Raw genomic sequence first — 12350 nt, forward strand, 5'->3', positions numbered from 1 at the left:
TCGTGGCGACGCTCGAGGAGGTCGGCTACCAGGGCTGGTACGTGCTGGAACAGGACACGATCCTGCCGGCCGCGCCGTCTCCGGGCGAGCCCGGACCGCTCGCGGATGTCCGCGCCAGCGTCGAGTACCTGAGAGGCCTGGCATGAGCGCGCCCGCTCCGCGGCCGCCGTACGACGTCCTGACGATCGGCCGGATCGGGGTGGACGTCTATCCCCTCCAGGTCGGCGTCGGGCTGGAGGAGGTGGAGACGTTTGGGAAGTTCCTCGGCGGCAGCCCGACCAACGTGGCCGTCGCGGCGGCCCGGCACGGCCGGCGGGCCGCGGTGATTACCCGCACCGGCGCGGACCCGTTCGGCCGCTACCTGCATAGCGAGCTGCGCCGGCTCGGCGTGGACAACACCTTCGTCAATACCGTGCCCGACCTGCCCACGCCGGTGACTTTCTGCGAGATCTTCCCGCCGGACGACTTCCCGATCTGGTTCTACCGCTACCCGAAGGCGCCGGACCTGGAGATCCAGCCGGCCGAGCTGGACCTTGAGGCGATCAATTCGGCCGGGGTCTTCTGGGCAACGGTGACCGGGCTGTCGCAGGAGCCGAGCCGGGCGGCGCATCACGCCGCGTGGCAGGCCCGCGGACGGCGGCCCCACACCGTCCTCGACCTCGACTACCGTCCGATGTTCTGGCCGTCCGCGGCGGCCGCGGGTGAGCAGGTCCGGGCCGCCCTGCCGCACGTGACGGTCGCCGTCGGGAACCTGGAGGAATGCGAGGTCGCGGTCGGCACCCGTGACCCGGAGGCGGCCTTGGCGGCGCTGATCGATGCCGGCGTCGAACTCGCGATCGTGAAACGGGGCCCGCGGGGGGTGCTCGCCGCGACGGCCACCGAGAGGGTCGAGGTTGCGCCAATCCCGGTCACCGTCGTCAACGGGCTCGGGGCTGGCGACGGCTTCGGTGGCGCGGTGTGCCACGGCCTGCTGGCCGGGTGGCCGCTGGAACGGCTGGTGCGCTTCGCGAACGCGGCCGGGGCGATCGTCGCCACCCGATTGGAGTGTTCCACCGCGATGCCGACGACCGCCGAGGTCACCGCAAGGCTTGAGGAGTACGCCGATGCTGTCTGACCACCGCTTGTGGGAGCTGCGCGAGATGCGCGCGCGTAATCCCGGAGCCGTCGCGGAGGGGGCCGCCCAGCGCACGCGGCGGCCCCTGCTGAACGACTCCGGCCGGCTGCTGATCTTGGCTGCCGACCATCCGGCCCGCGGCGCGCTGGGGGTGCGAGGCGACGCTACGGCGATGGCCGACCGGGACGACCTGTTGCTCCGCCTGATGACCGCGCTCGCCGACCCCTCCGTGGACGGGGTGCTCGGTACCGCGGACATACTGGAAGACCTGCTCCTGCTCGGGGCGCTGGAGGGCAAGGTCGTCTTCGGGTCGATGAACCGGGGCGGGCTACAGGGCGCCGTGTTCGAGCTCGACGACAGGTTCACCGGCTACGACGCGGCGACGATCGCGGCGATGGGCTTCGACGGCGGGAAGATGCTCTGCCGCATCGACCTGGCCGATCCGGGGACGGTTCGCACGCTGGAGTCCTGTGGTCGGGCGGTCACCGAGCTGGCCCGGCTCGGCCGGGTCGCGATGCTCGAGCCGTTCATCTCGCGCCGTGTCGACGGGCGGCTGCACAACGACCTCACCGTGGCGGCGGTGGTGAAGTCGGTCGCGGTGGCGTCCGGGCTCGGCGCCACCACCTCGCACACCTGGCTGAAGCTGCCCGTGGTGGACGGGCTGGAAGAGGTCATGGCCGCCACCACGCTGCCGACGCTGCTGCTTGGTGGCGATCCGGTCGGGGCGATCGAGGAGACCTACTCCTCCTGGGCGCGGGCGCTGACGCTGCCCGGCGTGCGGGGCCTGGTGGTGGGCCGCGCGTTGCTCTACCCGCCTGGCGGAGACGTGGCGGCGGCGGTGGCCGGCGCCGCCCAGCTCGTCCGGCCAGCACTAGGAAAGGTGTCGGCATGAGTACTGGTGCTGGCGGGCGCGGGGACGGCGGGGGCTGGCACATCCCAGCAGGGACGCTCGGTGACGGCGACTGGCGGCTGGATCTGGGCCCGAAGCGGGCCGGCTGGGAGTTCTCGGGGCTGCGGGTCCTATGGCTGGAGCCGGGCGAGTCGAGGACGTTCGGCACCGACGACCGCGAGACGATTGTGCTTCCGCTGTCCGGCTCCTGCGAGGTCGAGCATGGCGGAACCCGGTGGGAGCTGGCCGGGCGCGGTGACGTCTTCGACGGCCCGACCGACTTCGTCTACCTGCCCAGAGACGCAGTGGCGACGGTGCGCAGCCGGCAGGGCGGCCGGTTCGCGTTCCCATCGGCGGTGGCGCGCCGTGCCCTGCCGGCGCGCTACGTGTCCGCCGCCGACGTGCCCGTGGAGCTGCGAGGGGCCGACTCCTGCTCCCGGCAGGTCAACAACTTCTGCACGCCGGAGAGCTTCGACGCCGACCGTCTGATTGCCTGCGAGGTGCTCACTCCGGCTGGGAACTGGTCGTCCTACCCGCCGCACAAGCATGACGAACAGCGCCCGGGGGAGACCGAGCTGGAAGAGATCTACTACTTCGAAGTCGCCGCGGGTCCGGCCGGTCCCGGCGCCGGGTACCAGCGGGTCTACGGCACGCCGCGGCGGCCGGCCGATCTGCTGGCCGAGGTGCGGTCCGGCGACGTGGTGATCATCCCGCACGGCTGGCACGGCCCGGCCATGGCGGCCCCGGGCTACGACCTCTACTACCTCAACGTCATGGCCGGTCCGGGGCCGGAGCGTGCCTGGCTGATCTGTGATGACCCCGCGCACGCGTGGGTGCGGAGGACGTGGGGCGTGGCCGACATCGACCCGCGCCTACCCATGACACCGACAGGCCGGGGGAGGCTACTGTGATTGTGACCTTGGAGGGCGCTGGCCTGGTTCGGCTCACCGTTGCCCAGGCGCTCGTGCGCTTCCTGGCGGCCCAGCGCAGCGAACGTGACGGCGTCCGGCACAAGCTGTTCGCTGGCTGTTTCGGGATCTTCGGGCACGGCAATGTGGCCGGGATCGGCCAGGCGTTGCTGGAAGCCGAGCTGCGCACGCCCGGTGCTTTGCCGTACTACCAGGCACGCAACGAGCAGGGCATGGTGCACGCCTCGACCGCCTTCGCCCGGATGCGTAACCGGCTGTCGACGCTGGCCTGCACGTCGTCGATCGGCCCAGGCGCGACGAACATGGTGACCGGCGCGGCGCTGGCCACCATCAACCGGCTGCCCGTGCTGCTACTGCCGGGCGACGTGTTCGCCACCCGGGTGGCCAGCCCAGTGCTGCAGGAACTGGAGGACCCGCGCGGCTACGACGTGTCGGTCAACGACGCGTTCCGGCCGGTGTCGGCGTTTTTCGACCGCGTATGGCGGCCAGAGCAGCTGTCGTCGGCGCTGCTCGGCGCGATGCGGGTGCTGACGGACCCGGCGACGACCGGCGCGGTGACGCTGGCGTTGCCCCAGGACGTCCAGGCCGAGGCGCACGACTGGCCGGTCGAGCTGTTCGCCGAGCGGGTGTGGCACGTCCGCCGGCCGGTGCCGGAGCCGGCGGCGCTCATCCGCGCCCTTGACGTGATCAGAGCGGCGCGGCGGCCGATGGTCGTCGCCGGCGGCGGCGTGATCTACGCAGAGGCGACCGAACAGTTGCGGGTGTTCGCGGAGGCCACCGGCATCCCGGTGGCGGAGACCCAGGCCGGCAAGGGGTCGCTGCGCTACGACCATCCGCTCGCGCTCGGTGCCGTCGGCGCCACCGGCACCACCGCGGCCAACCGGATCGCGCGGCAGGCCGATGTCGTCATCGGCATCGGCACCCGCTACAGCGACTTCACCACCGCGTCGCGGACCGCGTTCGCCCATCCCGGCGTCCGCTTCGTGAACGTCAACGTCGCCACGCTGGACGCGGTGAAGCACGCGGGGGTCGGGGTCGTCGCCGATGCCCGCGAGACGCTGCGGGCCCTGACGGAGGGGCTGTCGGGGTGGTCGGTGGCGGACAGCTACCGGGAACTGGCAGGGCGGCTCGCCGCCGAGTGGGACGGGACGGTGCAGCGCGCCTACGCCCTGCGCCACACCCCGGTGCCGGCCCAGTCCGAAGTGATCGGCGTCGTCAACGAGGTGGCGGACCCACGGGACGTGGTCGTGTGCGCGGCCGGCTCGATGCCGGGTGACCTGCACAAGCTGTGGCGCACCCGGGATCCCAAGGGCTACCACGTCGAGTACGGCTACTCGTGCATGGGCTACGAGATCGCCGGTGGGCTCGGCGCGAAGATCGCCGCGCCGGACCGCGATGTCTTCGTCATGGTCGGGGACGGCTCCTACCTCATGATGGCGCAGGAACTGGTCACGGCCGTCCAGGAAGGCATCAAGATCATTGTTGTCCTGGTTCAGAACCAGGGATTCGCCTCGATCGGCGCACTGTCCGACGCGGTCGGCGCCCAGCGGTTCGGCACCCGATACCGCTACCGCGACCCGGACAGCGGCCGGCTGGACGGCGACGTGCTGCCGGTGGATCTCGCCGGCAACGCCGCCAGCCTAGGCGTCGAGGTCCTGCGGGCGCGGACGATCGACGAGTTCCGGGACGCGCTGCGACAGGCCAAGGGGCCGCGGTCGGGGCCGGTCCTCGTCCACGTCGAGACCGACCCGCTGGTCCCGGCGCCCAGCAGCGAGTCCTGGTGGGACGTTCCGGTGGCCGAGGTCGCCGAGCTCGACTCCACCCGCCAGGCGCGCAAGTCATACGAGGCCAACAAGGTGAACCAGCGGCCGTTCCTCTGAAGCTCCTGCCCGCGCGGGCGCCCGGGCTCGCGCGGGCAGGGCCGTCCGCATTGCTGTCCACCCGCGTTCCACCTCAACGATCATCCGCAACGGAACGGACCTCGATGTGAGAACCATTGAGCAATGGATCGGCGGGAAGCCGACACCCGGCACGTCCGCCCGTCATGGAACCGTCTGGAACCCCGCGACGGGCGAGGCCCAGGCGCAGGTCGTCCTCGCCACCCCGGCGGACGTCGACAACGCGGTGCGGGTGGCGGCGGATGCCTTCGTGGAATGGTCGCAGTCCTCGCTGAGCACGCGAACGAAGGTGCTGTTCGCCTTCCGTGAACTGGTCAACGCGCGGATGGGCGAGCTGGCCGCAATCATTTCGGATGAACACGGCAAGGTGCTTTCGGACGCGGCTGGCGAGGTCCAGCGCGGCCTGGAGGTCGTGGAGTACGCCTGCGGAATACCTGAACTCCTCAAGGGTTCCTACTCTGACCAGGTCTCGCGTGGAGTCGACCTGTTCTCCTTCCGCGAGCCGCTGGGTGTTGTCGCCGGTATCACGCCGTTCAACTTCCCGGTAATGGTGCCGATGTGGATGTATCCGGTGGCCATCGCCTGTGGCAACACGTTTGTGCTCAAGCCGAGCGAACGCGACCCGTCGGCCTCGTTGCTCGCGGCCTCCCTGTGGGCCGAGGCTGGTCTGCCAGATGGGGTCTTCAACGTCGTCAATGGCGACAAGACGGCGGTCGACGCGCTCCTGGGCCACCCGGACGTGGCGGCGGTGTCCTTCGTGGGTTCGACGCCCATCGCCCGGTACGTCCACGAAACGGCGAGTCGGAACGGAAAGCGAGTCCAGGCACTCGGCGGGGCCAAGAACCACGCCGTAGTGCTGCCGGACGCCGACCTGGATTTCGCCACCGACCACCTTGTCGCCGCCGCGTTCGGATCCGCCGGGCAGCGCTGCATGGCAATCTCGGTGGCGGTGGCGGTCGGCGACGTCGCGGACGCCTTGGTGGAGGCATTGCGGGAGAAGGCGGAGTCAGTCCGGGTCGGACCGGGCACCGCGGCCGGGGTCGATATGGGACCCGTGGTCACCGCCGCCGCCCGCGAGCGGATCATCGGGCTGGTCGCGTCCGGGGCCGACCAGGGCGCGACGCTCGTCGTCGATGGCCGGGATCTCGCGGTCGCCGGCCACGAAGACGGGTTCTTCGTGGGACCCACCCTGATCGACCGCGCGACGCCCGCGATGGACGTCTACCGCGAGGAGATATTCGGCCCGGTCCTCGTCGTCGTCCGCGTCAACACCCTGGATGAGGCGATTGACCTCATTAACGCCAACCCCTACGGGAACGGCACCGCTCTGTTCACCGCCAGCGGCGAGGCGGCCCGGACATTCCAGCGCGCGGTCACGGTCGGAATGATCGGCGTGAACGTGCCGATCCCGGTTCCGATGTCCTACTACTCTTTCGGCGGCTGGAAGGACTCGCTCTTCGGCGACTCCCACATCCACGGGCCCGAGGGCGTCCGATTTTACACGCGAGCCAAGGCTGTCACCTCCCGCTGGCCCCGTCCCGCGGGCGGGGTCCAGGCCAGCTTCCACTTTCCGACCGCCACCTAGGCGAAGGGAGCGGTTCATACTTCACCGGCTGGACGGCCGGCCGCCTCTTGACTGCCCGGTTCCTGCCGGGTCGGGTAACCCACTATTCGCTGCCAGGCGCCGGGACGGGAAGCATCGGTGGACGCTTGGCGAAAAACGAGGGAGAAGCAATGAAATTCTCACGACGCCGAGCCTCGATTGTGATTGCCGTGACGATGGCCTTAGGCTTGACCGCCTGCGGCGGCTCCAGTTCGGACAGCGGAGCCACCGCGAGCGGTTCGAGCTCGGGTTCCGGCGGATACGGGTACAAGTTCGCGGTCGTGACCCACGGCGGCGTCGGCGACTCCTTCTGGAGCATCGTGAAGGCGGGCGCCCAGCATGGCGGCAAGGACGAGGGCGTGAGCGTCAGCTACCAAAGTGACGGCGACCCGCAGAAGCAGGGGCAGCTCATCGACGCGGCGGTCAACCAGAAGGTCGACGGCCTGGTGGTCTCGATGGCGAACCCGGACGCCCTGGCCGCACCCATCAAGAGGGCGGTGGCGGCTGGTATCCCGGTCATCACCATCAACTCGGGTCAGTCCCGTTCCAGCAAGTTCGGCGCACTGGCCCACGTCGGCCAGGACGAGACGGTCGCGGGCACCGCGGTCGGCCAGCGGCTGAAGACGACGGGCGTCAAGAAGCTGCTGTGCGTGATCCAGGAAGCGGGCAACGTCGGGCTGGAGCAGCGATGCGCGGGGGCCGAGGCGGGCCTCGGCGGCACGACGGAGAACATCCAGGTCGACAACAACGACCTGCAGGGGGCCGAGGCCACGATCAAGGCCAAGCTCCAGCAGGATCCCTCCATCGACGGCGTCCTCACGCTGGGCGGCCAGGTCGCGGCGGTCGCCGAAACGGCGATCGCGCAGACTGGCTCCAAGGCGACTCTGGCCACCTTCGACCTTAGCGCCGACGTCGCCCAGGCCGTGGAAAGCGGAAAGATCGCCTTCGCGGTGGATCAGCAGCCTTACGTCCAGGGCTACCTCCCGATCGTGATGCTGACGCTCTACAAGTCCAACGGCAATACCCTCGGCGGGGGCCAGCCGGTGCTGACCGGCCCCAGCTTCGTCACCAAGGAAAACGCGGGCGCGATCCTGGCCCTCGCGAGGGCCGGTACCCGCTAGCGGACGACCGTCGGGGAGGGCCGCCGCGCGGCTCTCCCCGACGGCGGTGCTCCTCGGGAAGGGAACCATGACCACCACCGTCTTACCCGCGGCCGACGAGCGTATCGCTCGCGTCGGCCTCCCGCGCAGGCTGCTGATCAAACCCGAGCTGGGATCGCTGATCGGCGCGATCGTCGTCTTCGTCTTCTTCGCGTTCCAGTCGAACGTCTTCCGGTCGACCAGCGGCGTCGCGAACTGGCTGGACCCGGCGTCGACCCTCGGCATCATGGCGGTCCCGGTCGCCCTGCTGATGATCGGCGGTCACTTCGACCTTTCGGCCGGCGTGCAGGCCGGAACCGCCGGCCTCACGACCGGACTGCTCACCACCCACTACGGCTGGAACCTCTACCCGGCGATGCTCGCCTCGCTGGCGCTGGTGCTCGCTATCGGATTCGCCAACGGGTATCTCGTCATGCGTACGGGGCTTCCGAGCTTCATCATCACGCTGGGCAGCTTCCTCATGCTGCAGGGCCTCAACCTCGGGGTCACCAAGGCCGTCACGAACACCGTCCAGGTCAGCGGCCTGGATTCAGTGCCAGGATACTCGGGCGTGCACCGGATGATCGCCAGCACCGTCTCGATCGGCGGTACGAACTTCCAGATCGCGATCGTGTGGTGGCTGGTTTTCACCGCGCTCGGTTCGTACCTCCTGCTACAGACCCGGTTCGGTAACTGGATCTTCGCTGTGGGGGGCGACGAGACCGCGAGCACGAACGTGGGCGTGCCCATACGCAGAACCACCACCACGCTGTTCATGCTCACCTCCGCCGGCGCGTGGTTCGTTGGGAACACCGAGGTCCTGCGCCTCACGTCCATCCAGGCGCAGGCCGGCATCGGCCAGGAACTGATCTTCATCGTCGCGGCGGTCATCGGGGGATGCCTGCTGACCGGCGGATACGGCTCCGTCATCGGCGCGTCGGTCGGCGCACTGATCTTCGGAATGACCTCGCAGGGCATCGTGTACGCCGGGTGGGACGCGGACTGGTTCAAGTTCTTCCTTGGTGCGATGCTGCTGCTCGCGGTGCTGGCCAACCAGTTCGTCCGTCGCTATGCCAGCAAGAACCGGAGGTAGTGGACATGAAGCAGGACTCCGCCGGCGCGCCGCTGTTGGAGATCCAGAACATCTCCAAGCACTTCGGCAGCGTGATCTCCCTGAAGGATGTGTCCACAACGGTCCGGGCCGGTGAGGTGACGTGCGTACTCGGCGACAACGGAGCCGGAAAGTCGACCCTGATAAAAATCCTGTCCGGCGTCCATTCGCCCGACGCCGGACAGCTGCTCTTCGACGGCGAGCCCACACATTTCTCCTCGCCCCGGGCAGCGCTCGACGCCGGCATCGCCACCGTATACCAGGACCTGGCGATGGTTCCGCTCATGGCGATCTGGCGAAACTTCTTCCTCGGATCCGAGCCGACGAAAGGCTGGGGGCCGCTACGGCGTTTCGACCGCGAAGCGGCAAAGCGAATCACGCGGAAGGAGATGGCCGACATGGGCATCGACATCCGTAACCTCGACCAGCCGGTGGGTACGCTGTCCGGCGGAGAACGCCAGTCCGTTGCCATCGCCCGCGCGGTGTACTTCGGCGCGCGGCTGCTCATCCTCGACGAGCCCACCTCCGCGCTGGGCGTCAAGCAGGCCGGGGTGGTCCTGAAGTACATCGTCCAGGCCCGCAACCGCGGCCTGGGCGTCATCTTCATCACCCACAACCCGCACCACGCCTACCCGGTGGGCGACCGGTTCCTCCTGCTGAAGCGGGGACGCAGCCTGGGCGACTTCGCGAAGTCGGAGATCAAGCTCGACGAGCTGACCAGGCTCATGGCCGGCGGCGCGGAGCTGGAGGAGCTCGGCCACGAGCTCGAGCAGGCCGCCGCCCATGCCGTGGAAGTCGGCCACGAGCTGCTCGAGGAGACGAAAACCCTCGGCTGACCGGTCCAGCGCGAGCAGACGGTGAAGGCCGCGCGGATGCCTCCAGCGCATCGAGGTCGTCCCCGGCGGCGTACCCCTCCAGGCCAATGGTGCTGCGGTACCCCATCCGCGCGAGCGCGTGGGGTACCGCGGGGTAGTGGATCTCGCCCGCGCTGGGGCTCGCAGCGGACCGGCACATCGGCGACCTGCGCCTCGCCGATGGCCGTCCCGGCCCGCTCGACGAGCGCGACGAGGTCGCCGTCGCGATACGCGGATCGCGGGATAGGTGAGGCTGACCGCCGACCAGGGATGATGCCCAGTGAACGCCGAGCCAGGCGATCGTGTGTTCGATCTTCCACCTGTGTCGGCCGAGGCGGTCGGCGCTCGATGCCGCGGCGGGCTATGCGTGGGGTGATGTGCCGGCGGCGCAGGAAACGGCGCAGGTCCGGGAAGTCGCAGCCCTTGTCGGCGTACAGCCTGTCCGGCCGCCGTCTGCGGGGGGCCGCGTGGGGAACGGATCGCCGGGATGCTGGCGACCAGCGGGATGAGGACCTGGTTGTCGTTGAGGTTCGCCCCCGAGACCGCGACGACCAGCGGCAGCCCGGCCGTGTCGGCCAGGACATGGATCTTCGAGCCCTTCTTGCCGCGGTCGACCGGGTCTGGACCGGTCAGGGATCCCCTTTTTTCGCGCGCAGGCTGGCTGCGTTCACGATCACCGACGACCAGTCGACCCCACCGGCGCCGCCGTGGACGTCCCGGATCTCCTGGTGCAGCCGCGACCAGACCCTCGCTCGGGTCCAGGCCTGGAAGCGGCGGTGTGCCGTGGGAACCGACACTCCGAACCCTACAACAGGCAGATCGCAGCCCAGGACGGGTACGTGCTGCTCGACAAGGACACCGTGCGCACCAGGCGTCTGCGCGGAGGTGGCCTCGAAATCGCCGACGCGCTCGGGCCCGCCGGCCAGCTCATCTGCGTCAAGAAGGCCGACGGGACCGCCCCGCTGAACCACCTCTTCGCGCAGGGCCGTGTCGCCATCGAAACCCTGCGCTACGACCTGGGAGCCCGTGAGAAGTTCCTCGCCAAGCTCGACGAACTGGCTCCCGGCCACCCTCTGGACACGTCGTTCAGCTCACCGACCCTTGTTTACGGCATCCGTCCTCAAGGACGGGGTGCCGCTGACTCCCGACTCTCTGTTCGCTTTCGCGAAGGTCTCGCTGCTGCACACGGCGACGTTGCTGCAGGGGATGGGCACGCGTCTGGAGATCGCCTCCATTTCCCGGACGAAGCCGACTGGTAAGGCGTACGGCCCAACTGGTGTGCCTGGCGCTATGGACAGGTAAAGGCTGCACAGCGTCCACAGCCGGCACCACTTCGACACGTCGCCCAGGGCGAATCCAGTCCGATCGTGAGCTACCTCATGGTCAGGCACGCAACGTCACCAAATGGATCAAGGTGTTGAGCCCGCACGATCACCCGACGAACAAGATCGTGCGGTTTGAGCCCGCATTGAGCCCATAACCCCCAGAGGATCTTCCAGGGGGGATCAAGAAAGCGAGATCACAGCAGGTCACAACCATGATCGGATGTGGGCCGCCAGGGGCTCGAACCCTGAACCCGCAGATTAAAAGTCTGCTGCTCTACCTATTGAGCTAACGGCCCGCGGACCCTGATCGTACCTGTCGAACCGACCTGCCACGATGCCAGGATGAGACAGATGCGCGATGCGACAGCTGCGCGATGCGGCGGGCGACAGGTGAATGACCTGGCGACCGCAGGGCATGTATGCGGGTCCGTCCGGCATGCCTTGATCGGTCTGGCGCGACACGCGGGCCGCGTCCGACCCGACTGTCGATGCCATGGGACGACCCCGCTTTACTGGTAGGCACAGTGCCTACCTCCCGATCATCCTGCCGCCACGCGTCGGGCCGGCGTCCGCTGGACGCGCTGGCGGTTGGTCCGGTCGACCCGCCGATCGCGACGCGTGGTTGCCCCGTGCCCGGCGCTGTCACCATCGTTCGACAAAGCGCCATCATCCGACGGCTCGAGCCTGCCGACATCACGCGAGAACCGGGATGACGTTCGCGATCCACGCGGACGGCCTGACCAAACGCTACCGGCACCGGACCGTGGTGGACTGCCTCGACCTCCAGGTGGCGACCGGTGACCGGTTCGGTTTCCTCGGCCCGAACGGATCGGGTAAGTCCACGACCGTCCGGATGCTGCTCGGCTTGGTGCGCCCGAGCGCCGGCACCGTCAAGATTCTCGGCCGGAGCATGCCGCGTCATTCCCGGCAGGTACTACCCAAGATCGGCGCTCTCGTCGAGGCGCCCGCGTTCCACACCTTTCTGTCCGCCCGGGTCGAGCTGACCGCGCTCGACGCCGCAGGCAGGGGCGGTGCTCGGCGTTCCCGCCGGCGACGGATCGAGGACGCCCTGGACAGGGTCGGGCTCGGCGACATCGACGACCGACCGATCAGCAGATTCTCGCTCGGGATGAAGCAGCGCCTCGGTCTCGCCGCGGCCCTGTTGCGCCGGCCTCGTCTGCTGATCCTGGACGAGCCGACGAACGGGCTTGATCCGCAGAGCATTCGGGAGGTCCGCGACCTGCTGCTCGAGCTGAACGCCGAGGGAACGACCGTCTTCCTGTCGTCGCACCTGCTCTCGGAGGTCGAAATGCTCTGCACCGAGACAGCGATCATCTGTGACGGCCAACTGGTCGCCCACGACTCCCTTGATGCGCTGTGCGGGCCGACCGGTCGGGTCACCCTGCGCACCCCGGACTCCGACCTCGCGGCGCACCTGCTCGAACGGGTACTCGAAGGCCGCGACGGGCATTCCCTGGTCGCCCGGAC

10 protein-coding genes, 1 tRNA gene and 3 pseudogenes are annotated in these 12350 nt (G+C 69.1%); 11 read left to right on the forward strand and 3 right to left on the reverse strand.

Annotation, left to right across the window (positions count from 1 at the left end; translation table 11 throughout):
- From U9977_RS26865 to U9977_RS08175, 9 genes and pseudogenes are all read left to right on the forward strand, one after another.
- Positions 1–146, forward strand: a pseudogene (locus U9977_RS26865) (inosose dehydratase); the annotation flags it as partial.
- Positions 143–1114: a 5-dehydro-2-deoxygluconokinase gene (gene iolC, locus U9977_RS08140; protein WP_322748582.1), complete on the forward strand. Its 972-nt coding sequence runs from the start codon at positions 143–145 to the stop codon at positions 1112–1114. The pseudogene U9977_RS26865 and the gene iolC, both read left to right, overlap by 4 nt.
- Positions 1104–2006, forward strand: coding sequence for a hypothetical protein (locus tag U9977_RS08145; protein WP_322748583.1), 903 nt, complete (start codon positions 1104–1106; stop codon positions 2004–2006). Before iolC ends, U9977_RS08145 begins: the two co-directional genes overlap by 11 nt.
- Positions 2003–2914: a 5-deoxy-glucuronate isomerase gene (gene iolB / locus U9977_RS08150; RefSeq protein WP_322748584.1), complete on the forward strand. Its 912-nt coding sequence runs from the start codon at positions 2003–2005 to the stop codon at positions 2912–2914. Before U9977_RS08145 ends, iolB begins: the two co-directional genes overlap by 4 nt.
- Positions 2911–4812 (forward strand): 3D-(3,5/4)-trihydroxycyclohexane-1,2-dione acylhydrolase (decyclizing), encoded by a 1902-nt coding sequence (gene iolD, locus U9977_RS08155; RefSeq protein ID WP_322748585.1) that lies wholly within the window; start codon positions 2911–2913, stop codon positions 4810–4812. The genes iolB and iolD overlap by 4 nt, the downstream gene beginning before the upstream one ends.
- A gap of 106 nt (positions 4813–4918) precedes the next feature.
- Positions 4919–6415 carry a CoA-acylating methylmalonate-semialdehyde dehydrogenase gene (locus tag U9977_RS08160; RefSeq protein ID WP_322748586.1) on the forward strand — a complete coding sequence of 499 codons (1497 nt, stop codon included), beginning with the start codon at positions 4919–4921 and terminating at the stop codon, positions 6413–6415.
- 149 nt (positions 6416–6564) lie between these two features.
- On the forward strand, positions 6565–7554 hold the full coding sequence (locus U9977_RS08165) for a sugar ABC transporter substrate-binding protein (protein ID WP_322748587.1): 990 nt from the start codon (positions 6565–6567) through the stop codon (positions 7552–7554).
- A 67-nt stretch (positions 7555–7621) separates the two neighbouring features.
- Positions 7622–8665 carry an ABC transporter permease gene (locus U9977_RS08170; RefSeq protein ID WP_322748588.1) on the forward strand — a complete coding sequence of 348 codons (1044 nt, stop codon included), beginning with the start codon at positions 7622–7624 and terminating at the stop codon, positions 8663–8665.
- A 5-nt stretch (positions 8666–8670) separates the two neighbouring features.
- Positions 8671–9519 (forward strand): ATP-binding cassette domain-containing protein, encoded by an 849-nt coding sequence (locus U9977_RS08175; RefSeq protein WP_322748589.1) that lies wholly within the window; start codon positions 8671–8673, stop codon positions 9517–9519.
- 40 nt (positions 9520–9559) lie between these two features.
- Here the strand turns inward: U9977_RS08175 and U9977_RS26870 are convergent.
- Together U9977_RS26870 and U9977_RS26875 are read right to left on the reverse strand one after the other, a co-directional pair.
- Positions 9560–9761 (reverse strand): annotated as a pseudogene (locus tag U9977_RS26870) (hydroxypyruvate isomerase); the annotation flags it as partial.
- A 74-nt stretch (positions 9762–9835) separates the two neighbouring features.
- Positions 9836–10340 (reverse strand): annotated as a pseudogene (locus U9977_RS26875) (transposase); the annotation flags it as partial.
- 36 nt (positions 10341–10376) lie between these two features.
- On the opposite strand from U9977_RS26875, the gene U9977_RS08185 reads away from it, so the two are divergent.
- Positions 10377–10796, forward strand: coding sequence for a DUF6119 family protein (locus U9977_RS08185; RefSeq protein ID WP_416210514.1), 420 nt, complete (start codon positions 10377–10379; stop codon positions 10794–10796).
- A gap of 289 nt (positions 10797–11085) precedes the next feature.
- On the opposite strand, the gene U9977_RS08190 is transcribed toward U9977_RS08185, so the two are convergent.
- A tRNA-Lys gene (locus U9977_RS08190) sits at positions 11086–11158 on the reverse strand.
- Positions 11159–11571: 413 nt separating this feature from the next.
- Here U9977_RS08190 and U9977_RS08195 point away from each other — a divergent pair.
- Positions 11572–12350, forward strand: a 779-nt coding sequence (locus U9977_RS08195; protein WP_322748591.1) for an ABC transporter ATP-binding protein, incomplete at its 3' end; no start/stop codon positions are given.

It is taken from the genome of Protofrankia sp. Cas8 (genome assembly GCF_963555845.1).
Lineage (GTDB): Bacteria > Actinomycetota > Actinomycetes > Frankiales > Frankiaceae > Protofrankia.

What these genes read in the sequence shown, in the direction of transcription:
- iolC (WP_322748582.1), top strand. Translation starts at nt 143, where the DNA reads ATGAGCGCGCCCGCTCCGCGGCCGCCGTACGACGTCCTGACGATCGGC.
- U9977_RS08145 (WP_322748583.1), top strand. Translation starts at nt 1,104, where the DNA reads ATGCTGTCTGACCACCGCTTGTGGGAGCTGCGCGAGATGCGCGCGCGT.
- iolB (WP_322748584.1), top strand. Translation starts at nt 2,003, where the DNA reads ATGAGTACTGGTGCTGGCGGGCGCGGGGACGGCGGGGGCTGGCACATC.
- U9977_RS08165 (WP_322748587.1), top strand. Translation starts at nt 6,565, where the DNA reads ATGAAATTCTCACGACGCCGAGCCTCGATTGTGATTGCCGTGACGATG.
- U9977_RS08170 (WP_322748588.1), top strand. Translation starts at nt 7,622, where the DNA reads ATGACCACCACCGTCTTACCCGCGGCCGACGAGCGTATCGCTCGCGTC.
- U9977_RS08175 (WP_322748589.1), top strand. Translation starts at nt 8,671, where the DNA reads ATGAAGCAGGACTCCGCCGGCGCGCCGCTGTTGGAGATCCAGAACATC.